Raw genomic sequence first — 20353 nt, forward strand, 5'->3', positions numbered from 1 at the left:
ATACGCGCCTTGGTGAGCAGCCCGCTCATCAGCAAGCGGGGGGTGCGCAGCGATGGGGCCGAGATGCGGCGAGAGGTGAACGGAGCGTAGAAGGTGCCTGCTTCGGTCGACTCCAGCCAGCCGGTGCAGCACAGTGCGGGGTGTAGCGGTGTCCCAGGAGGCCGGCGCGCCGCCCTCCGGGCGGGAGCGCTGCGGTGGGTGCTTCGAGCCGGATCCGGTCGCCGTCGATTCCTGCCGTCTGCACCGGCCGGACGACGGGGAAGCCGTCGGAGCCGAGATAGCCGATCAGCCGGTGGGGGAGCGGTGCGAGGCGCCGGGCGGCCTCGGCGGGGTCGATACGGGCGTGGGTGCCGCGCGCGGGCGGGTCCTGCGAGCCGGGCGGGTCGGGCCAGGGCGATCCGTCCAGTGAGGTCCAGTCGTGCGGGGTGCGTTCGCCCCAGGTGACCAAGCGGGTGACGGTGATGTCGACGAAGGCCCGCTGGTGGTCGGCCTCGTACTGGATCCAGTCCCAGAGCGTGCCCTGTTTGCGCCCGCCGAAGCGGTCGGCCATGCGCTCGTGGAGCGCGGCCAGCCGGTCTTCCGGCGGGTGCAGGGAGACCTCGGCGTCGCCCTGGGCGAGGACCAGTGTCCGGCTGGTGGAGCTGCCGTAGTCCCGGGCGTGGTAGCAGAGGGCGACGCGGGGGTCGCGGAGGATACGGTTCAGCTTCCGGCCGAAGGCGAGCGCGCTGGTGAAGGCGAGGGTGCCCGCCTCGCGGTCCGCGAGACCGAGGGGACTGACGGGGGTGACGACGACCCCGCGCTGGGGGGTGGTGTAGGCGAGCGCCGCGGTCGGATCGCCGACCAGCACCTCGTGGACTTCGTCGGACCAGGTGACCGCCGGCACGATCGTTCCTCCGCTCTCGGGGGCGTGGTTCAGGGCGTCAGGACGATGCGGGCACCGGCGGCGACCTCGAGGTGCCAGGCCCCGGCGATATCGCCCAGGGGCAGGACGACCGGGTCGACGAGCGGGCGGCCCGGCTCCAGCTGGTCCAGCAGGTCTCCGTAGGCCTGGTCGAGGGCATCCGGTGCGACCGAGCCCTCGCCGCTGCCGCAGAGGACGATGTTCGCTTTGCGCAGGAGGCTTCCTTCCAGTCGCAGCGAGGGCCCGCTCATGGTGCCCAGGTGGACCCAGCGCACCGGCTCGGCGGGGTCGGTGCGCGCCGAGGCGAGTGCGGCCAGCGCGATTTCGGAGACCGGCCCCCAGAGGTAGTCCACGACGACGTCGGTGTCTCCGGCCGTCGCGGCGAGTGTCCGGGAGAGGGCGCGGTCGTCCTGGCGCAGATCCACGAGGGCCGTGGCGCCGGACTCGGTGAGCCGGGCCAGTGCGGCCGGGTTCCGCCCCGCCGCGACCACCTCGGCCGCCCCGAGCCGGCGGGCGAGGCGCACCGCCGTCCGTCCGGCGCATCCGGTCGCGCCGAGCACCAGGACGCGCTCGCCCGGGCGCAGGGCGGCCCGCCCGGTCAGCGCCGTCCAGGCGGACACGGCCGGATTCATGGCCGCCGCGACCTCCTCAGGAGCGAGGCCGGGCGGCAGCGGCAGCGCCCGGCCGGCCGGGACCACGGCCCGTTCGGCCAGGCTGCCGTGGGGTGCCGTGATCCCGCTGAAGAACACCCGCGTTCCGTCGGCGGTGCGACCGACACCGTCGATGCCGGGGACCATCGGCAGGATCGTGGACCGTGCGTACGGCGGCCCGAGAGCGTCGAAGCGAACGCGCGGGTGCAGCCCGGCCGCGAGCACCTCCACGGCCGTCCCGCCCTCTCCCGGGCACGGCGCCGGGAAGGACCCGTACCGGGGCGGGGCACCGAAGGCGTCCACCACCGCAGCGCGCATGGATTCAGCCATGATCGCCCTCCCGGGGGTGCCCGGCGGCGGGCACGGCGTCGACGACGGCCACGACGGGCCCGGGAACCACCCGGCGCACGGCGAAGCCGGCGTCGGCGAGCAGCAGCCGGAACTCTTCCTCGGTGCATTCCCGGCCTCCGGCGAGCACCAGCATGTCGAGGTCCACCAGCTTGCCGATCTGCGACTCGTTCCCGGGCGTGATCACGGCGTCGAGTACCAGCAGTACGGCTCCGGGCCCCATCGCCCTGCGGACCGAGGCGAGGATCCGGCGGCAGTGCGCGTCGTCCCAGTCGTGCAGCACCCATTTCATGAGGTAGACGTCGCCGCCTTCCGGCACCGCCTGGAAGAAGTCGCCGCCGACGGCCTCGCAACGGGACTCCAGCCCCGCCGCGGCCAGGGCGCGACGCGCGGCGGCGGCCACATCGGGCAGCTCGAAGAGCACGCCCCGGATGTCCTGCCGCGCGGCCAGCAGCCCCGTGAGGAACCGTCCCTCGCCACCGCCCACGTCGACGACGGTCGCACCGGACGGGAACGGATGGTACGCCAGGAATCCGGGGATCAGCGCGGCGGTCATCTGGGCCATCGACCGCCCCAGCAGCTGCCGGGCGTCCTCGTGCCGTCGGAAGTACTCCCAGATCGGAACGGACTCGCTGGTATCGAAGGCGGCCTCTCCGGTGTGCAGGGAGTGCAGGAACCGGCCCCAGGCGCGGTGGTGCGCGTCGCCCAGTTCGAGCAGGACGAACGCCTCGACCGTATCGGCGGTGTCCGAGCGGAGGGTGGCGCTGAGCGGGGTCTGGTGGAAGCGCCCCGCCTCGTCCTCGCGGAAGACACCGGCGCTCGCGAGGGCGCGCAGCAGCCGGTGCAGCGACGGTGCATGGGTGGAGGACCGTTCGGCGAGTGCGGCCGGGGGGAGCGGTTTGCCGTCGGCGATGTGGTCGGCCAGCCGGAGCCGGGCGGCCGCGTGGACGGCGCGGGACAGCCAGAACCCGGCGACGATGCCGAGCATCCGCTCGTGGGGGCTCAGGTCGGGGCCGGTCGTCATGGCCGCTCCGTCTCGTGGCCGGGAAGGGCGAGCCGCAGTTCGCGGCGGAGCACGGCCTGGAACGCCGCAACGTGCCGTGGGGACATCAGGGTGTAGTGCTCGCCGGGTACGTCGGCATAGCGGTTGGGGCCCCGCGTGTGCTCGTCCCAGCGGCGCAGTTCGCGGGCGACCCACTCCTCCTTGGTGCCGCGCAGGGGGTGGGCGCAGAAGACGGTCATCGAGCGGACCTTCCCGGTGGGCCGATAGGTCGATCCGAGCAGGGTGAGGCCATGGGCGAGCCGCGCCCAGGCAGCGAACTTCGCCCGGTCGAGGTCCAGTTCGTCGAGCCGGTCCTCGGTGCCGGTCGCGAGGAGCCGTTCGATCTGTTCGTCCTCGGGTGCGCCGCGGAGTTCGCCGGGGAGCCGTACGGCCTGTTCCTCGTCGATCAGTGAGATGAAGAGCGCCAGATGGACGGCGGTCTCGGTGAAGTCGAGTTCGTCCATCCGGTACTTGATGTGCGGCGGCAGATTGAAGCTGCCGGTGAAGGCGACCTGTTCCCCGGCCGCCTCCAGCGCCTTCGTGATCTCGAAGGCGACCGCGCCCCCGTAGGAGTATCCGGCGACGGCGTAGGGGCCGTGCGGCTGTTTACGGCGGATCGCGTCCACATAGCACCCGACCATCTCGGCGAAGCTGCCGAACGGTTCCTCGCCGGGGCCGAAGCCGCGGGCCCGCAGCGCGTAGAACGGGCGCTCTCCGGTGAAGTACCGGGCGAGGCCGACGAACACGAGCACATCGCCGACGCCCGGATGCACACAGAACAGCGGGGTTCCGGCCCCGCTCTCCTGGAGGGCGACGACCGGGTCGTAACCGTCGTACGCCGGTGCGCCGGCTCCGGTCACCCGGAGGGCCAGCCGGCGTACGGTCGGGGCTTGGAGCACCGTGGCGATCTCCAGCTCGGGCAGGCCGAACCTCCGGGCGACCGCGCCGCGCAGCCGCAGCAGGTCCAGCGAGGTGCCCCCGAGGTCGAAGAAGTTGGTGGTCGCGCCCATCTCGTCCACGGCGAACACATCCCGGCAGATTCCGGCGATCGCCTCCTCGGCGGCGCCCTCCGGCGGGCTCCAGCCGCCGAGCCGCTCCCGGGACAGGGTTGCCGTCCGCGCGAGCACCGCCTCGTACCTGCCCTCCTCCAGCCGGTGGCGCAGCAGGGCGCGCCGGAGTTTGCCCAGGCTGGTCCTGGGCAGTTCGGCGCGCGTGAGAGGGAGGACGACGGCGGGGCGGAACCCCCAGTGGAGGACGACGGCGTCGCGGATCGCGGTGAGCGTTCGGTGCAGGGCGTCATCGTCGCCCGGGCGCTCCGGCAGGAAGGCGACGGCGAGCTGTTCGGTGTCGCCGCCGGGACCGCGGGTCGGGAAGGCCGCGACATACGAAGGCGTCACGCCGTCCAGCCGTTCCAGAACGGTCTCGATGTCCTGGCTGAAGTGGTTGACGCCGTTGACGATGACACTGTCCTTGCTGCGTCCGGCCAGTGTGAGCCGGCCGTCGTCCAGCCGCCCCAGATCGCCGGTGCGGAACCAGCCGTCGGCGGTGAACGCGGCCGCGGTCGCATCGTCGTCCCCGTGGTATCCGGGGGTCACGACGGGTCCGTGCAGCTGGACCTCGCCGATGGCGCCGTCCGGGAGCAGCCCGCCGTCCGGCCCGGCGATCCGCAGCCGCAGACCGTCGACCGGCCGGCCCAGGTTGGCGAACTCCTGTGCTCCGTCGTGGAGGGGGAAGTCCCGGGAGTAGACGCTGCCCGCGCAAGTCTCGGTCATCCCGAAGGCGGGCCAGAGCGCCGTGGCACGCAGACCGTGACGGGCGTAGGCGTTCAGGAAGGCTCGTCCGGTGTCGCAGACGACGGATTCGCCGCCGCTGACGATGTGCCGCAGCCGGCTCAGGTCGAGGCTTCCGTCCTTGATGGAGGGCGCGGCCCGGGTGAGCCGGCCGAGCAGGAAGTTCGGGGCGAAGGCCATGGTGACCCGGTGTTCGGAGATCAGCCGCAGGAAGTGCGGCGGATCTCCGAGGATCGCCGCCGGTGGCACATGGAGCTGGGCCGCTCCGGCGGACAGCGGCAGGAGATGGCATTCGAGCAGGGCCGCGACATGGTCGAAGGAGACCCAGTTCAGGCTGGTGTCGTCCGCGGTCAGCCGGTGGACGCCGTTCTTGCCGTGCAGGGAGGCGAGCAGATTGCCGTGGGTGAGACGTACCGCCTTGGGAGTTCCGGTGGAACCGGAGGTGAGGACGAGAGCGGCGGTGTCGGCCCGGTTCGCCCGGTACGGCGTCTGCGGGCCCGCGCTTCCGGCCGTCTCCTCACAGGCCACGACCCGGACACCGGGCAGGGCTGCGAGTTCCGGGGCCGCCGCCGCGCCGGCCACCACCAGGGGCTCGTCCAGGAGCCGGCGGATGCCGGTGAACTGCTCAGCCGGGTAGGGGCCACCGCCGTGCGGGGGCGGTGCCGTGGCCGGCACGAATCCGCCCAGCACACAGGCCCAGAACCAGCGGACGAAGTCCTCCGCCGAGTCCGGCAGCAGCAGGACGGCGCTGCCGGGCACGGGCTCCATCGTCCGCAGGGCCGCCAGGGCGCCGCAGGCGCTCCGCAGCAGCTCGGCATGAGTCCGGACGGTGAAGCCGCCGGTGCCGCCGGGATCGTAGTACCGGAGTTCCTGATCCGGCTGCTCCCGGGCCGCCCGGATGAGGACCTCGGCGACGCTCTTCGCGTCGCGCGGATCCCGTGCCGGTTGCCGGGTGCGCCGCAGCGCGGGGTCTGTCGCGTGCCCGGCCGGGCCCGGCCCGGGCGTCGGTGAATCGCCGTCCGCCGGATACGAGATGCTTCTGTCCATATCCTCAGAACGTAGGGATTGCCGGTGTGCCTGCGCCCCTCCGAGGGCGCTCGGATACCCCAAGGGGCAGGGTTCCCGCCCGATCGGGCGGAGTCCGGGGATGTGCGGGGACGGGAGCCGAACGCGTCCGCGACCCGGTCGAGCCGAGAGGTACGGTCCACGGTCCGTCCCTCCCGGTCGAGCCGAGAGGTACGGTCCACGGTCCGTCCCCGCTTCCGATGACGGCGCCGGGACCGGGCGGGGCGGGCGACCGCTCTGCCCGTCCCGGCGCCGGGCGTGGTCAGATGGCCCCGATGCGCATCGCGTGGGCCACCGCGTGGGCCCGGTTCCTGAGACCGAGCCGTACGATCGCCCCGTGCAGGACGCTCTTGATGGTGCGCTCCGCGTAGTTGAGACGGGCCGCGATCTCCACCGTGGTGAGACCTTCCGCGACCAGCCGGAGGATGTCTGCCTCGCGGCTGGTCAACTCGCCGGCGGCTGATTCGGCCCCGGCGGCCCCGGCCCGGTGCAGCGCCCTGATCTGCGTCATCAATTCCCCGACCATGGCGGGTGGCAGGTCGCAGCGCCCCCCGTACACCTCCAGCAGGGTCTCGACGGTCCGGTCCAGCGGGGTGCGCGCCCGGGGCAGGAAGGACACCAGACCATGGCGGACGGCCCGCACGAGCAACGGCCCGCTGATGGTGTTGGCGACCAGTACGACGGGCAGCTCGCCCTCCCCGGAGCGTTCGGCCAGCTCCGCCATGGCGGCGACCGTCCGGCCGGTCACCCGGTCGGCGAGGAAGAGGGCCATCCGGGCCTCCCCGACGTCCTCCGGTGACACGACCGCAAGGGAGGGGCAGGAGCGCAGATAAGCCGTCACTCCGTCGGCGGTGATGGGGTCGTCCGCCAGGACCAGGATGGTGACGGGCTGTGCCGGGCGCGTACCGGAACCGGCTGCCGGACATCGCGCGGCGGATGCCGCAGGCTTCACACACGCTCCCTTGCTGCCGATTCGCCTTCGCCTGCTCGTCAGGCCCGACGAACCGCGGATCGCCGGATGGTCGGCGACTGCGCCCGTCGGATGTCGTGGCACAGTCCTTGACGAGTCACCTCACCCGCACTCTGCACCGGCGCAGCCCGCGCGTGGTGTTGTTGAGTTCGAGTTCCGATGCCAGCAGTTCGAAGCGGCTGACGCGCGGCAGCAGGGACTCCAGCAGGGCGCGCATCTCGATCCGGGCCAGGTTCATGCCGATACAGGCATGTTCCCCGCGTCCGAAGGCCAGCTGGTCGGACGGCCTGCGGCGGACATCGAACCGGTCGGGGTCGGGGTATCGGCGTCCGTCACGGTTGGCCGCCCCGTACAGCAGCATGACGCGGGAGCCGGCAGGCAGCACATAGCCCTCGACGTCGTAGTCCTCGGTCAGGCAGCGGGTGAAGCGCTGCACGGGGGACTCCAGGCGCAGGACTTCGTTGATGGCATGCGGAACCAGTGCGGGGTCTGCGCGCAGAAGGTCCCACTGGTCCGGATTCCGGGCGAAGAGATGGACGGCGCTCGAGATGGCGTGGATCGTCGTACCGAGACTGGGCGCGATGTAGTCGATCACCATGAACGGGCACTTCTCCACGGGGAGGTCACCCTGTGCGGCCGCGGCGTACAGCCGGGCGGCCCAGCCGTCCGGCTTGAGGGTGTCGGGCTTCGCCTCGTGCAGGGCGAAGGCGACCATCTCGTCGAGTTGGGGGAAGGCGTCCATGGTCCGCTGGTTCATCGGCCCTTGCGCGTCGAACGTGGCGGCCCCCCATTCCAGCATGCGGGTGCGGTGGGTTTCGTCGAGGCCGACGAGTTCGGAGACGACGGCGAGCGGAAGGTGCTCCGCGAGGTCCGTCACCGCGTCGAACGACCCCTGTTCCACGAGGTGGGCGACGTGGCGTTCCGCCTCGTCCTCGATCAGGGGTACGAGCTTGCGCAGCTTCTCGGGGCGCAGGGGTCGGCCCAGTACCTCCCGCATCTGCGTGTGTTCGGGTGGGTCGCTGCAGAGCGTGACCCCCTGGAGTACGGAATTGATCCGGTCGTTCATCATCACGCCCTGTGCGGAGGAGAAGACCTGCCAGTTGCCGGATGCCTCGCGCACCTGGCGGTACCGGGCGAAGGCGTAGATGCCGTTCGCGGTGAGTTCGACCACGGGGCCGAGTTCCCTCAGCTCCTCGTAGAGGGGGTAGGGGTCGCTGAGGTTCTCGTCCGTGAAGAGGTCGGCGTCGCTTGTGGGGATGGCGTTCACGCGTACTCCAGGCTTTCTCGGTCTCTTGGGAAGGTCCGTTGTCCGGGTACGGCCCGGCCTCAGCGGGCCCGGATCCGCATGCTGGTGGGCGGGGCCATGAGCAGGGTGCCGATGACGGGCCGGTCGGTCACGGGGCCCGTATGCTCCAGACGCCATCGGCGGAGGATCGCGGCGACGGCGATGGCCGCTTCGGTGAGTCCGAACGTGTCGCCGATGCATTTGCGGCGCCCGAGGCCGAAGCCGAAGAAGCCCTGCCGCTGGGCCGGTGTGACCCGTCCGGTGCTCCACCGGTCAGGATCGAACACTTCGGGATCGGGGAACGGGGCCGGGTCGCGGTGGAGCGCGTAGGGGCTGTAGAACACGTCGGCGCCCGCGGGGATGCGGCCCTCCGTCCAGTCGACATCGGCGGTCGTCGATCTGCTGACGATCCAGCCGGGCGGGTACAGGCGCAGAGTCTCGGTGATGGCCTGCTGGGTGTGGTGCAGGTCGGCGGAGTTGGTGCCGGGGGTCGATGCGAGCTCGGCGAGGAGTCTCTCGTGGACCGGGGGATGCCGGTCGAGCAGGCGGAGGAGCCAGACCAGGGTGGTGGCGGTGGTTTCGACGCCGCCCATCAGGATGGTGACGACCTGGTCGTAGACCGCCCGCCGGGGATCGGGCTCCTGTTCGCAGGCGGCGATCACCATCGAGAGCAGGTCGCCGTAGTCGGCTGGTGTCGCGCGATAGTGGGAGACGACCTGGTCGATCAGGTGCCGGGTGCGCCGCATCTGATCGTCGAAGCGGCGATTGACGGGCAGTGGGACACGGGGGAAGAGGCGTCCAGGGACGACCATGCGCCAGTACAGGCCGCGCAGGATGTCCGGGAGGGCACGGGCGATCCGGGCGGCGGCGGGCCGGGCGTGCTCGGCCGAGATGAGAGTCCTGGAGGTGACCTCCGCGGTGATCCGGTGCATCTGTTCGTTGAGGTTGATGACCTGTCCCGGCTGCCAGGAGCCGACCACCTCGGCCACGCAGCGCCGCATGGTGCTTGTGTAGTGGGCCAGTCGGTCGGGATGGAAAGCGGGCTGCATCAGGGGGCGTTGGCGGATGTGGTCGGCGGCCGGGCAGGTGGCCAGACCGTTGCCGAGGAAGAGGCGGGATTTCTCGATGAGGGGTCCGCCCTTGTCGAAGAGCTTCTGATCGGTGAAATACAGCCGGCGTACCAGGTCGGGGCTGTTGACCACGTAGGCCGGACGGCCGCCGAGGCGGATGCGGACCACGGGCCCCTGGTCCCGGAGTCGTTGGAAGAAGACCAGTGGATCGGGGGCGAGCCGGGGGATGTGTCCCAGCAGGGGCCACGCCCCGGGGGCTGTGGGAGGTGAGGAGTGGCGCGGGTCCATGGGGTCCCTCGGGGTGAAGGGCGGCCGTTCCCGGGCGGTGCCGCCGGGTGGGTCACGGCATGGGTGTCCGGGTGTGCGGCGTGATCGTCAGACGCCGGGGCCGGACCGTGGTTCCGGCGACGGGCTTGACGGGCCGGTTCCGGTGGGGACGCAGCTCCCACCGGGCTGCGACCTCGGCCAGGGTGAGTGTCATCGCCGCCCAGGAGAAGTGTTCGCCGAGGCACTGGCGGCTGCCGAGGCCGAAGGGGAGGTAGGACGATCGGGGCACGGCCGGCGCGCCGGGGAGCCAGCGACCGGGGTCGAAGCGCTGGGGGTCCGGGAAGACGGCCGGGTCGTGGTGGACGATGTACTGGCTGTAGGCGACGCTGGCCCGCGCGGGGATGCGGTATCCGCCGAGGTCGACGGGTGCGGTGGTCCATCGGGTGAAGAGATAGCCGGGACCGTGGTGCCGCATGGTTTCGGTCAGGACGCAGCGGATGCTGTTCAGGGACGCCGGGTTGCCCGGTTCCGGCGGCCGGCCGCCGTACACCGCGTCCACCTCGCGCTGGACTTGCCGCTGGAGGAGTGGATCCCGGCTGATCTCGTGCAGGGCCCAGGCCAGCGCGGTGCCGGGGGCCTCCCCGGTCGTACCGAGCATGGTGACCGCCTCGTCCACGATCTGCCGGTCGGTCATACCCGCGCCGGTGTCGGGGTCCCGTGCCGCGACCATGGCCCGGAAGACCCCGCCCGCGGCCTCGGGGTGGCTCCGTGCTTCGCGGATGAGGCAGTCGACGATCTGCCGCAGCCGGGTCAGGGCCCGGTCGAAGTCGCGGTTCGCGGTGACCATGACCGCGTTCGCCCAGGACGGCGCGAGCGTCTTGCGCATGACCCCTTTCATCACGGTGCGCAGCAGCCGGGAGAACTCCTCCTCCCTCGGCGCGGGGAGACCGGGGCCGAACAGGGTGGCGAGGAAGGCCGACACCATGATCCGGTCCATCTCGGCGACGGCGTCGAAGGGGACACCGTCCCGCCACTGCGAGACACGTTCCTGTACGGCCGCCGACAGCGTGTGGGTACGGTCCGCAAGGTACGAGCGGTTGAACAGCGGCTGGAGAATGCGCCGTTGCCGGCGGTGCTGTTCGCCGTTGATGGTGCCGACACCACTGCCGAAGACGAGCGCGAGGTTCTCCCCCATGCGGCCTCCGGTCTCGAAGAACCGGGATTCGGAGGTGAGGAGGCGGCGGGTCAGCTCGGCGTCGGTGACTACGTACACGGGCAGCGACCCGATGTCGACGCGGACGACGCCTCCGTACGCGCGAAGGGAGTCCAGGAAGGCAAGGGTGTGTCGCCACAGCTGGTACGAGTGCCCCACAGCCGGCCACTTTCCCGGCGCCACGGGAATGGGACGGGGCGCTTCCCTTGCCTCGTCCGGGATGTGCGCCGGGTACGTCATCGCGTCGCCTCCCGGCCATCGGATGTGCCTGGGCTTGCGTACGGCTCCCCGGGGTGGCCCGCGCTCGTGTAACGGCCCGACCCCTCGGCCCAGTCGTAGTCCCCGCGCATGACCGCCCGCAGGGCGTCCGTGAAGCGGAACACCGGTACGCGCTCCGCTTCGGTGAGGCGGGAGCTGTCGCACAGACCGGGCAGCCGGCTTTCGAGCACGAGGAACCGCTCCGTACGGGAACGGATCATCCGGCGCATCTCTTCCACCCCCTCGGCACGGGTACGGTGCCCCCGCCGTTCCAGGATCAGCAGCAGATTGTGCATCTCTCCGCGGGCCTCCTCCTTCTCCACGGAACAGAGGTCGTTGTGGATGGTGTCCACCTCTGCCGCGATCGCCCGCATCTCCGTGGCCCACGGAGCGGTGTGGATGCGGCCGGGCACCTCGAAACGGCCGATCCGTTCGGCGAGGTCCACCGTGGGATGGACACCGATGGTCTCGCGGCGCAGGCGCAGGTGCTCCTCCACCGTGGGCATGACGCCGCGCTGCCGGTGGGCGGCCTCGGTGACGTATCCCTGGAGGTAGGCGCGCCAGTGTTCTGCCGCGCGCCGGCGCCACTGGGCGGACATTCCCTCACGGCTGCGCCGCCACAGGTCCGAGAACGCCCGCACGACCGGCGCGTCGGAAGACCTCACCGGCAGCCGCAACGCCTCCATGGTGCTGTCCACGAGGGCTTGCGCCGCGGCGGGGTCCTCGCCCTCGGGACCGTCGAAAAGGTCATCGAAGACAAAGAACCAGCTCATCAGATCCACACCGAGGTCGAGGTCTGCTCCGGTCGCGTCGGGGTAGAAACGTGCCGCCAACTCTGCGTACCGCGCTTCCTCGTGCTTCCGGACGGCCTGCTCGTCGTTCAGCAGACCGTGGGAGCGCGGCCAGATCAGATGCCGTTCTCCGGCCCGGTCGGCATCAGGGCTGATCCGGCTCGGGAAGGGGATGTGGAGCTCGATTCCTCTGGGCACGGCTCCCTCGCCGGCGGTCGGGGACGACGGCCCGGCACGGTGCTCGCCGGGCACGGGGTTCGGACGGCGGGGGCCCGCTCCCGGCACGGCGTGTGGCCGAGGCCCGTACCGGACCGAAGACAAGGCCGTGAGCGGCCGCCCCGGACGGCTGTCACCTTACGAAGCGGACCAGTGCGAGTCCAACGACCATGGGACATGGGCTCCATGCGGAAACGTCATGCGGCGCGCCGGTCCCGACGCAGCCCCCGTACCCGCAGCCCGGTCGCCGGCGGCACGTCACGGATTCGGGACGGTGTCCGTTCCGAGGGCCGCGGCCCGCAGGGCGGCGGCGAGACGGACGACCGGTTCGGTTTGCGGCCCGGGGAGCCGGGCCAGGAGCAGGCGCCGGGTCTCCTGCGGGCCGCCGCGCACCGGCAGGACGCGCACGCCGGGTGGTGCGGCGGGGGCCAGTGCCGAAGGCACGGTGGTGATTCCGCATCCGGCGGCGACGAGGTGCAGTTTCGCCAGCCAGTCGCGGGCCGTGTGCGCGATCTCGGGCCGCTCGTCCAGACCCGGCCACACCCCCAGGAGCCGGTCCGAGCCGGAGATCGAGCCGGCGATCCAGCGTTGCCCGCGCAGATCGGCGACGTCGATCCAGTCCCTGCGGGCCAGCGGGTGCGCCACGGGCACGGCCAGGCACAGGGCGCGCTCGGTGAGCGTCTGCACCACCAAGGGCGGCGACTCGGCGTCCGGGGTGCGAAACGGTGGCGCCGCCGCCAGCAGAGCGAGGTCGATGCTGCCCGCCCGCAGCGCACGGACCAGCGCCGGGGTGCCGCCTTCCCGGCTGACGACATGCACGCCCGGATCCCTGCGCCGCAGCGCGGCCAGGGCATACGGCACCAAGGTCGTCCCTGCGGTCGGCACCCAGCCCAGACGTACGGTGCCGCCCTCCGCAGGCAGGCCGGACAGCTCGCGGGCGGCCGCGTCGATCTCGTCGAGGACGACCGTCGCACGACGCATCACGACGAGCCCCGCGGAGGTGAGCCGCACACCGTCACGCCGCCGCTCCAGCACTTCCGCACCGGCCGCCCGCTCGATCGCCGCAATCTGCCGCGACACTGCCGACTGGGTGTAGCCCAGCGCCGTCGCGGCGGCGGTGAAGGTCCCCTGCTCGGCAACCGCGCGGAAGACGCGCAGGGCCGTCAGCGACACATCGGTGAAGTCCATGACGTATACGCATACCACTCTTGCCTTACTTTCGTTGGACGCACAGCACTCCGGCTCCTACCGTCGTAGGTGTGAATGCCCCTCGCGTCGCCCTCGTCACGGGCGCCAACCAGGGCCTGGGCCGCGCCCTCGTCGAAGGACTGGCCGCCGGCATGAAGCCGGACGACCTGGTTCTCCTCACCGGCCGCAACTACCGGCGCGTCACCGAAGCCGCCCGCGACGTCGCCCGGCTGTCCGGTACGCGTACCCGCGTCGAAGGCCGGCTCCTGGACGTCACCGACACCGGCGCGATCGGTCGCTTCGCCGACGAACTCCAGGGGCGCTACGGCGGTGTGGACGTCGTCATCTCCAACGCGGTCGCCCGGCTGCTGCCCGACGATTCACAGGCCGAGCGCGCCGACGAGTTCATAGCCGTCTCCAACACTGCCACCCATGCCGTGCTGCGCTCTTTCGGCCCCGTCCTGCGCCCCGGCGGCAGGCTGCTGGTCATCGCGAGCAGTCTCGGCACCCTCGGCCACCTCGACCCGCGACTGCACCGCTGGTTCGACGGCGCGAGCCTCGACCAGGTCGAGTACGCGGTCGAATCCTGGCGCACTGCCATCCACCAGCACACCGCCGCCGAAGCGGGCTGGCCGCGGTGGCTGAACGTACCCTCGAAGGTCGCCCAGGTCGCCGCCGTGCGCGCGGTTGCCGCCCAACGCCGCGACCGCGATCCGGCCACCGGCACGCTCATCGCCTCCATCTGCCCCGGCATGGTCGACACCGCGACCTCCCGGCCCTGGTTCGACGACTACAGCCAGGCCCGGTCACCCTCCGAGGCGGCCCGGCCAATCCTCGACCTCGTGTTCACCGAACGTGTCGACCCTGCGCTGTACGGCGAACTCATCCGCTCCGGCAAGGCCCTGGACTGGCACGGCGGTACGCCCCCTGAGGAACAGGACCGCATGGTCCGACCCTGAACACCAGGACGTCACCCACCCCGCTTCCGCACCAGGAGTTGAGGCATGAGCGTCATCACCACGCCCTTCGGTTTTTCCAGCACGGCCGCGCAGGTCGCCCAGGGCATCGAGCTGACCGGCCGCCGCGCGCTGGTCACCGGAGCCTCCTCCGGCCTGGGCGCGGAAACAGCCCGTGTTCTGGCCGGTACGGGGGCGGCCGTCACGCTGGCCGTCCGCGATACGGCAGCGGGCGAACGCGTCGCCCAGGGCATCGCCGACACCACCGGGAACCAGGACCTGCACGTCGCCCGTCTCGACCTCGCCGACCTGGCGTCCGTCACCGCCTTCACCGCGGCCTGGACCGGCCCGCTGCACCTCCTTGTGAACAACGCCGGTGTCATGGCCTGCCCCGAGCAGTACACGCCGCAGGGCTGGGAGCGGCAGTTCGCCACCAACCACCTGGGCCACTTCGCCCTCGCCACCGGCCTGCACGATGCGCTCGCCGCTGACGGCGCCGCCCGCATCGTCTCCGTCAGCTCCAGCGGGCACCAACTGTCCCCCGTCGTCTGGGACGACATCCACTTCGCCTTCCGCCCCTACGACCCCTGGCTCGCCTACGGCCAGTCCAAGACCGCCAACATCCTCTTCGCCGTGGAAGCCACCCGCCGCTGGACCCAGGACGGCCTGACCGCCAACGCCGCGATGCCCGGAGCCGTCTACACCAACCTCCAGCGCCACACCGAAGGCGGCCGTGGCAGCGGCAGCGTCCCGAGCGAACTCATCAAGACGGTCGGACAAGGAGCCGCCACATCCGTCCTCCTCGCCACCTCACCCCTGCTGGAAGGCATCGGCGGACGCTACTTCACCGACTGCAACGAGACCGAGGTCCTGGACCGCCGAGGCGCACCCCTGCAAGGCGTGGCCCCGTACGCCCTCGACCCTGACAACGCCCGACGCCTGTGGACCCTCTCGGAGCAACTGCTCGCAGAGGCCGGCTGAACCGTCGGCCCCACACCTGGACCGACGCCCCGGCCGGTGAGCCGGCGCCACGCCCCGCCCCGGCGATCAGCAGCCTGCGCAGCCCCGAAAGTGCACGCCCCGCGGGCCGTCGAAGCATCTCCCCGAGAGGCTCGCTCCCGTGACACGCACCCGATTCGTCTCCCTCAGCCGCCACCTGCCCACCGGGCGGATCGAACCCGACCTCTTCACTCTCACCACGAAAGAACTGCCCGGCCTGCGCGACGGCCAGCTCCTCTTGCGGCCACTGGCGTTCTCCGTCGACGCCACCCTGCGCGGCCGGCTGACCGGTATCGATGGCTACTTCCTCCCGCAGATCCCCGTCGGCGCGGCGGTGACCGGGCTCGCCGTCTCCGAGGTGGCCGCTTCACGCCACCCCGACCACCGGCCGGGAGACCGGGTGGTCAGCGAGGCGGAGTGGGCCGACCTCTCCATCTGGCCTCCCCGCGGCACCCGGCTCGAACCGGCTCCCCTCGATCCTCGTATTCGCAAGCCGTCCCACGCACTCGGGGTGTTCGGCCTACTCGGCGGGCTGACGGCCCACACCGGCGTCATCGAGGCCGGCCGGGTCTCGGCCGGGGAAGCCGTGGTGATCTCCGCTGCCGCCGGCAACGTCGGGTCACTGGCCGGACAGATCGCCACGATCCGGGGCGCACGCGTGCTCGGTCTCGCGGGTTCCGAGCGCAAACGCCGGATCCTCATCGAGGATCTCGGGTTCGACGCCGCGCTCGACTACCGCGCCGCCGATCTCGACCAGCGGATCAGGGCATGGGCGCCGCAAGGGCCGGACCTGTACTTCGACTCCGTCGGAGGGGAAGTCAGCCGGACCGTCATGACAACGATGCGCCGCCCGGCCCGGGTCGTCGTGTGCGGCCTGATCTCCACGTACAACGACGACGCGGCCTGGACGGTCGATATCACGCCCGTCTACAGCAACGGACTGACCCTGCAGGGCTACACGCCGCTGCAGTTCCCCGACGCCCTGCCCGCGGCGCTGGACCACCTCGTCGACTGGGTCGAAAGCGGCAGACTGATCCCGCTGGAGACTCAGCGACACGGGCTCGAAGCACTGCCCGGAGCGATCAGCGGGCTGTTCCGCGGCGAGAACATCGGCAAGATGATCGTCACCATGATCTGAGCAGCCCCGGCCGGGACGGTGCGCGGTGCCCCGAACCAGCGGCCCGTGCCGCCCGTCGGCACTCGGTCCGGCCGCACGTGCCACATCGGTCCTGGCACAACCCGCCTCTCCCGTCCGACCCGGGCATGGTCTCGGCGGCGTACAACACGCCCCAGCAGGTGGTCGCGGTGTTCGGCACGGCACTGCCGAGCTCGATTGCGACGACGGCGCCTGCGCTTTCCCTCGACAATCACAGTGGAGCCCCGCGGTCACGGTCCATGGTCGCGGGAGTCGCTGTGTACGAGGCGGGTTGCCAATGGACGGGACGCTGGTCGTGGTCTGTCCCGGCTGAGGGCCGCTCAGTTGTCACCTGCCGGGAAGACCTGACAGAAGCCGGACAGTAACGGAGAAGACTGCCGAGGCCTGCCGCGACCGGGCCTACCGTGACCTCAGGTTCGGCTGTGGGGCAGGGCCCATCGGGATCAAATCCCGGCGCGCCCTGCCCTCTGTTGTACGTCCTCTCGGCCCGTATCGGCTTCATCAGCCGCCGGAGTGGAGTCGGGCTCCTGCCTGCCGGATCCTGCTGCGCGCGTGTCCTATCGCAACGGTGCCGGGCCTCCGCGGAGGGCTTTCACCGGCCCCGGCCCCGGCCCCGGGGCCGGTGGTCAGTGGTCGGTCATGCCGTCAGGCCTTGCCGTAGCGGTATTCGGAGGCGACGGTGCCTGCGGGGGTGCGCAGGGTGGCGGTGTCGCCCTTGTCGTTCCAGATCGCGCGCTTGCTGTGGAAGGAGAAGCCGCCCCATTCGGGGTGGATCTCGTTGGTGTGAATGCGGATGCGCCGGCCGGGCCAGAGGATCGCGGACGGCAGGGCGAGGTTCTGGCCGTCGTCTCCCGCGTCCACGGTCCAGCCGTTGAGGTTGACGTGGTAGACGCTGCTGTTGAGGATCTCCACGTACTCGTCCGACTGGGTGCGTGCGACGTTGCCCTGGCGCACGGTGGTGATCCGCAGGCCGGGGGCGTCGGTGCGGACCATGACGGCTATCACCGAGACCGTGGTGTCCGTATTCTCCGGGCTCGCGAAGGAGGGGTTCACCAGCGGGCTCGGCGCGGTTTCCCCGCCCGGGGGAGCGAATCTGGTGACGTGTGCCACGTAGGTGGTGCCGTCCAGGTCGATTCCGTCGCCCCAGCCGCCGAGGAAGTCGACCACGTCGTCGACGGGACCGCCCAGGTCCGGGGTCTCCTGGTGGCGGATCGCGTAGGCGTTGTGCAGCGAACGGCCGTCGGGGAATGTGAGGGTTATCGCCAGCCGCGCGATGAAGCCGGCGCCGGCGCCGGTGGGGCGGTTCGCGTGGGTCAGGGTTCCCACGACGAACTCCGTGCCGTCGGTGGGGATCTCACCGGTGGCACCCTGGAAGGTGAAGGAGTTCAGCGCGCCGCCCTCCGGCGGTAACCCCCAGGTCAGCTGTCCCGTGCCGAGCCCGCCGGCGTTGGGCGCGGGCGGAAGCATGACGAAGTCCTGCCAGTGGGCGGTCGACGTGGCTGTGTGCATGTCCTGAACTCCCTTGTCCCCGCCTGGCCGTCCCAGGCATCCAGCGCCCGAGCGTAGTCGGCCGACCTCCAGGCGTTGCCGACTATCGGAAAAACCGGGTAACCGGGCAGGCGGTCCGTTATGGTCACCCGGCCCGGGTCCGGCTCTCCCTCCAGCCACCCGCCGTCCACCGTCCTCAAACGCTCCTGCGCGGATGCGATGGCCCTCGGCGATCCCGGTGGCTGAAGCGAGGTACGGCTGGTTCGAACCGGGGTGGCATCGGCTGCCGGTACTGCCGGTGCTGCTGCCGGGGATGCGGTGAGCCGATCTCCGCTGGGACCCACAGAGGCGTCAATGGCGCGTACGCCGGGTCCCTCGCCCGGGGGATCCCTGTGATGGTAAGGGCGTCCTATCGTCCCACTGGCCGGTGAGAACTCGACGCCGTACGCGGTCCTTCACTCCAAAGGAGACAGACATGTCCGTTCGTAATACCTGGCTGGTCGGTTTAGGGATGTCCGCGGCGGTGGCCGCGCTGGTGGCCGTTCCGGCCGCCTCACCGGCCGGGGCCGCGATGGGCGAGCAGGCGGCACCTCCACAGCTCCAGCAGCTGACCCTCCGGCTGGCCCACAATGCCGGCCAGCTCGCCGAAGTGCAGGGGGGCTCCGTCGACAACGGTGCCGAGATCATCCAGACAGGCGTCTCCTTCAGCCGCAGCGCGCGCTGGACCGCCGAGGACGTCGGTGGCGGCTACGTTCGGCTCTCCAATGTGAGGAGCGGGAAGTGTCTGGAGGTCAGGGACGCGAACACCGAGGACGACGCCCTGGTCAACCAGTGGACCTGCTACACCGGCCAGCACCAGCAGTGGCGGTTCGTCGCCAAGGGCATCGGCTATCAGCTGGTGGCCCGGCACAGTGGCAAGTGCCTCAACGTGCAGTCCGGCGTGGGAGAGGGTAACCGGCTGGTCCAGTGGCCGTGTTCCAGCCAGGGCTGGAACAACGACCTCTGGCTGCCGGCCTGGGAACCGACCACCGTCTAGCCATGTGCCGGGCGGTGGGTTGTCCGGTGTCCGAGCCGGGCTTCCGGGGGCGACCGGACTGCCTCGGCATGCCGTACCGGGAAGGGCGGGGCAGTCGTCCAGTACGACACCGCCCGGTTCCGCCCCGTCATCTCGCCGGGCGCCGCAGCTTGCGTGGAGGCCCGCCGGGCCGCGCCGGACTTCGGCACCGCCCGCCCGTCGGCCGGGATGCCGGCGGCTCCCGACCCGCTCGGGACCGGGTACGAGGTGCTGATGGTGGCCGTCATGCTTCCGGAAGGCGCCGACGGGCTTGTGGAGGGAGAGGCCACCGCGATGGCTGCGGCTGCCTCGTCTCCCGGCAGGGCTGGTACCGGGGCCGATGTCGGCATGGGGAGTCCGGGCCTGCACCGGTGGACCGGTATCCGGCGGTCACTGATCGGCCGCCGGGGTCCGGGTCCTGGCCGGGGAGACCGCCGTCCCGGTCTTCTCGGGGCGCGGGGAATCCGCCGGTCGACCACCTGGTTCCCGCATCGGTCTCCGCGCCGCCGCTGGCCGGCACGTGGGCGAGGATGAAAAGGGCGGGGCTCCCGCCTCCCACCGGGCGTTCTGGCAGTGCGCTGCTCTCCATGCCTGTACCGGTGTGAGGCTGATGGTGCCGAGGGCGACTCCCAGGGCCCAGGTCTTTCGCCTGACCGGTAGACCCCGGAGAGTCCGAGGGGATGTCCTGGGTCCGGTGTGCAACCGGATTTCGGTCAGGTGGACTTGATCGCGCCGCCGTCGATGATGTGGTCGGCGCCGGTGATGTTGCGGGCGGCGTCCGAGAGCAGGAAGGTGATCAGGGCCGCGACTTCTTCCGGTTCGGTGATGCGGCCCGAGGTGATGCCGAAGGCCGGTGGCATCTGCTCCAGGAAGGTGGCGTGGTCCATTCCGGCTCCGGCCGCGACCTTGCCGCCGTAGTCGTCGGGGTCCGCCCAGACGGGGGTGCGGACCGCGCCGGGGGAGACGGTGTTCACCCGCACACCCAGCGGCCCGAACTCCTCCGCCAGGCTCTTGCCCAGCGCGGTGAGGGCCGCCTTGGCCGCGCTGTAGGCGACCGGGCCGGTGGCGGGCTGCCGGGCGCTGATGGACGAGACGTTGACGATCGACCCACGCCGCTCGATCAGGCTGGGCAGGGCGGCACGGGTGGCGCGCACGGTGCTGAGGAGGTTGAGGTCGAAGGCCCGGAACCAGTGCGCGTCGTCGGTGTCGAGGAATCCGCAGGGGTCCAGGTCGTCCACACCGCCGACGTTGTTCACCAGCAGGTCGATGCCGCCCAGTGTGCCCAGAGCCTCGCCGATCAGGACGGCGACGCCTTCGGCCGTGCTCAGATCGGCCGCCACGGTGTGCGCGCCGGTGGCCTTCAGCTCGGCGGTGGGGGTGCGGGCGGCACCGACGACACGGACGCCCTCGGCGGTCAGGGCCCGGACGGTGGCGAGCCCGATACCCCGTCCGGCACCGGTGACTACCGCAGTTTTCGAAGCGAGATCGAGGTCCACGGCACTCCGGTTCTCCAACGGCGCGTACATGATGGGGGGCTTCGGGCGGAGGCGGTGCCGCGATAGGCATTGCCTCGCCGTACGGCTGATCGTTCCGCCCGCCCTCACGTACCGTCCACGGCGTACCGGGGGCGCACACCAGCGGTCGAG

The 20353-nt window shown here is 71.4% G+C and carries 16 protein-coding genes; 4 read left to right on the forward strand and 12 right to left on the reverse strand.

Annotation, left to right across the window (positions count from 1 at the left end; genetic code table 11):
* Nucleotides 1-28: 28 nt before the first annotated feature.
* From ACIQ9E_RS00815 to ACIQ9E_RS00860, 10 genes are all read right to left on the reverse strand, one after another.
* Entirely contained in the window at nucleotides 29-883 is an 855-nt protein-coding gene (locus ACIQ9E_RS00815) for a hypothetical protein (protein WP_403699848.1), read from the reverse strand.
* Nucleotides 884-912: 29 nt separating this feature from the next.
* The gene (locus tag ACIQ9E_RS00820) at nucleotides 913-1881 is read right to left on the reverse strand and encodes a zinc-binding alcohol dehydrogenase family protein (protein WP_403699851.1); all 969 of its coding nucleotides are present in this window, start codon (nucleotides 1879-1881) and stop codon (nucleotides 913-915) included.
* Nucleotides 1874-2923, reverse strand: a complete 1050-nt coding sequence (locus ACIQ9E_RS00825; RefSeq protein ID WP_403699854.1) for a methyltransferase — start codon at nucleotides 2921-2923, stop codon at nucleotides 1874-1876. Before ACIQ9E_RS00825 ends, ACIQ9E_RS00820 begins: the two co-directional genes overlap by 8 nt.
* Complete coding sequence (locus ACIQ9E_RS00830) at nucleotides 2920-5778, reverse strand: alpha/beta fold hydrolase (protein WP_403699857.1); 2859 nt, start codon at nucleotides 5776-5778, stop codon at nucleotides 2920-2922. Before ACIQ9E_RS00830 ends, ACIQ9E_RS00825 begins: the two co-directional genes overlap by 4 nt.
* 280 nt (nucleotides 5779-6058) lie before the next feature.
* The gene (locus ACIQ9E_RS00835) at nucleotides 6059-6748 is read right to left on the reverse strand and encodes a LuxR C-terminal-related transcriptional regulator (protein ID WP_403699861.1); all 690 of its coding nucleotides are present in this window, start codon (nucleotides 6746-6748) and stop codon (nucleotides 6059-6061) included.
* Between the two features lie 115 nt (nucleotides 6749-6863).
* Nucleotides 6864-8033 carry a cytochrome P450 gene (locus ACIQ9E_RS00840; RefSeq protein ID WP_403699864.1) on the reverse strand — a complete coding sequence of 390 codons (1170 nt, stop codon included), beginning with the start codon at nucleotides 8031-8033 and terminating at the stop codon, nucleotides 6864-6866.
* Nucleotides 8034-8092: 59 nt separating this feature from the next.
* Nucleotides 8093-9409: a cytochrome P450 gene (locus tag ACIQ9E_RS00845; protein ID WP_403699867.1), complete on the reverse strand. Its 1317-nt coding sequence runs from the start codon at nucleotides 9407-9409 to the stop codon at nucleotides 8093-8095.
* Between the two features lie 52 nt (nucleotides 9410-9461).
* Entirely contained in the window at nucleotides 9462-10841 is a 1380-nt protein-coding gene (locus ACIQ9E_RS00850; RefSeq protein ID WP_403699869.1) for a cytochrome P450, read from the reverse strand.
* On the reverse strand, nucleotides 10838-11848 hold the full coding sequence (locus ACIQ9E_RS00855) for a pentalenene synthase (protein WP_403699873.1): 1011 nt from the start codon (nucleotides 11846-11848) through the stop codon (nucleotides 10838-10840). The genes ACIQ9E_RS00850 and ACIQ9E_RS00855 overlap by 4 nt, the downstream gene beginning before the upstream one ends.
* Before the next feature lie 276 nt (nucleotides 11849-12124).
* Nucleotides 12125-13054, reverse strand: a complete 930-nt coding sequence (locus ACIQ9E_RS00860) for a LysR family transcriptional regulator (protein WP_403699876.1) — start codon at nucleotides 13052-13054, stop codon at nucleotides 12125-12127.
* A 71-nt stretch (nucleotides 13055-13125) separates the two neighbouring features.
* Here ACIQ9E_RS00860 and ACIQ9E_RS00865 point away from each other — a divergent pair, with 71 nt between their 5' ends.
* The 3 genes from ACIQ9E_RS00865 (at nucleotide 13126) to ACIQ9E_RS00875 (ending at nucleotide 16147) form a co-directional block, all read left to right on the forward strand.
* Complete coding sequence (locus tag ACIQ9E_RS00865; protein ID WP_403699879.1) at nucleotides 13126-14013, forward strand: SDR family NAD(P)-dependent oxidoreductase; 888 nt, start codon at nucleotides 13126-13128, stop codon at nucleotides 14011-14013.
* Nucleotides 14014-14058: 45 nt separating this feature from the next.
* Entirely contained in the window at nucleotides 14059-14991 is a 933-nt protein-coding gene (locus ACIQ9E_RS00870; protein WP_403699882.1) for an SDR family NAD(P)-dependent oxidoreductase, read from the forward strand.
* Nucleotides 14992-15130: 139 nt separating this feature from the next.
* Nucleotides 15131-16147: a zinc-binding dehydrogenase gene (locus ACIQ9E_RS00875; protein ID WP_403699886.1), complete on the forward strand. Its 1017-nt coding sequence runs from the start codon at nucleotides 15131-15133 to the stop codon at nucleotides 16145-16147.
* Nucleotides 16148-16810: 663 nt separating this feature from the next.
* Here the strand turns inward: ACIQ9E_RS00875 and ACIQ9E_RS00880 are convergent.
* Nucleotides 16811-17674, reverse strand: a complete 864-nt coding sequence (locus tag ACIQ9E_RS00880; protein WP_403699889.1) for a choice-of-anchor K domain-containing protein — start codon at nucleotides 17672-17674, stop codon at nucleotides 16811-16813.
* A 454-nt stretch (nucleotides 17675-18128) separates the two neighbouring features.
* On the opposite strand from ACIQ9E_RS00880, the gene ACIQ9E_RS00885 reads away from it, so the two are divergent.
* Nucleotides 18129-18689, forward strand: coding sequence for an RICIN domain-containing protein (locus tag ACIQ9E_RS00885; RefSeq protein ID WP_403699892.1), 561 nt, complete (start codon nucleotides 18129-18131; stop codon nucleotides 18687-18689).
* Nucleotides 18690-19420: 731 nt separating this feature from the next.
* On the opposite strand, the gene ACIQ9E_RS00890 is transcribed toward ACIQ9E_RS00885, so the two are convergent.
* A complete protein-coding gene (locus ACIQ9E_RS00890) occupies nucleotides 19421-20203 on the reverse strand; it encodes an oxidoreductase (RefSeq protein WP_403699895.1) in 783 nt (260 codons plus the stop codon).
* Between the last annotated feature and the right edge of the window lie 150 nt (nucleotides 20204-20353).

It is taken from the genome of Streptomyces sp. NPDC094448, from assembly GCF_044763775.1.
Classification (GTDB): Bacteria; Actinomycetota; Actinomycetes; order Streptomycetales; family Streptomycetaceae; genus Streptomyces.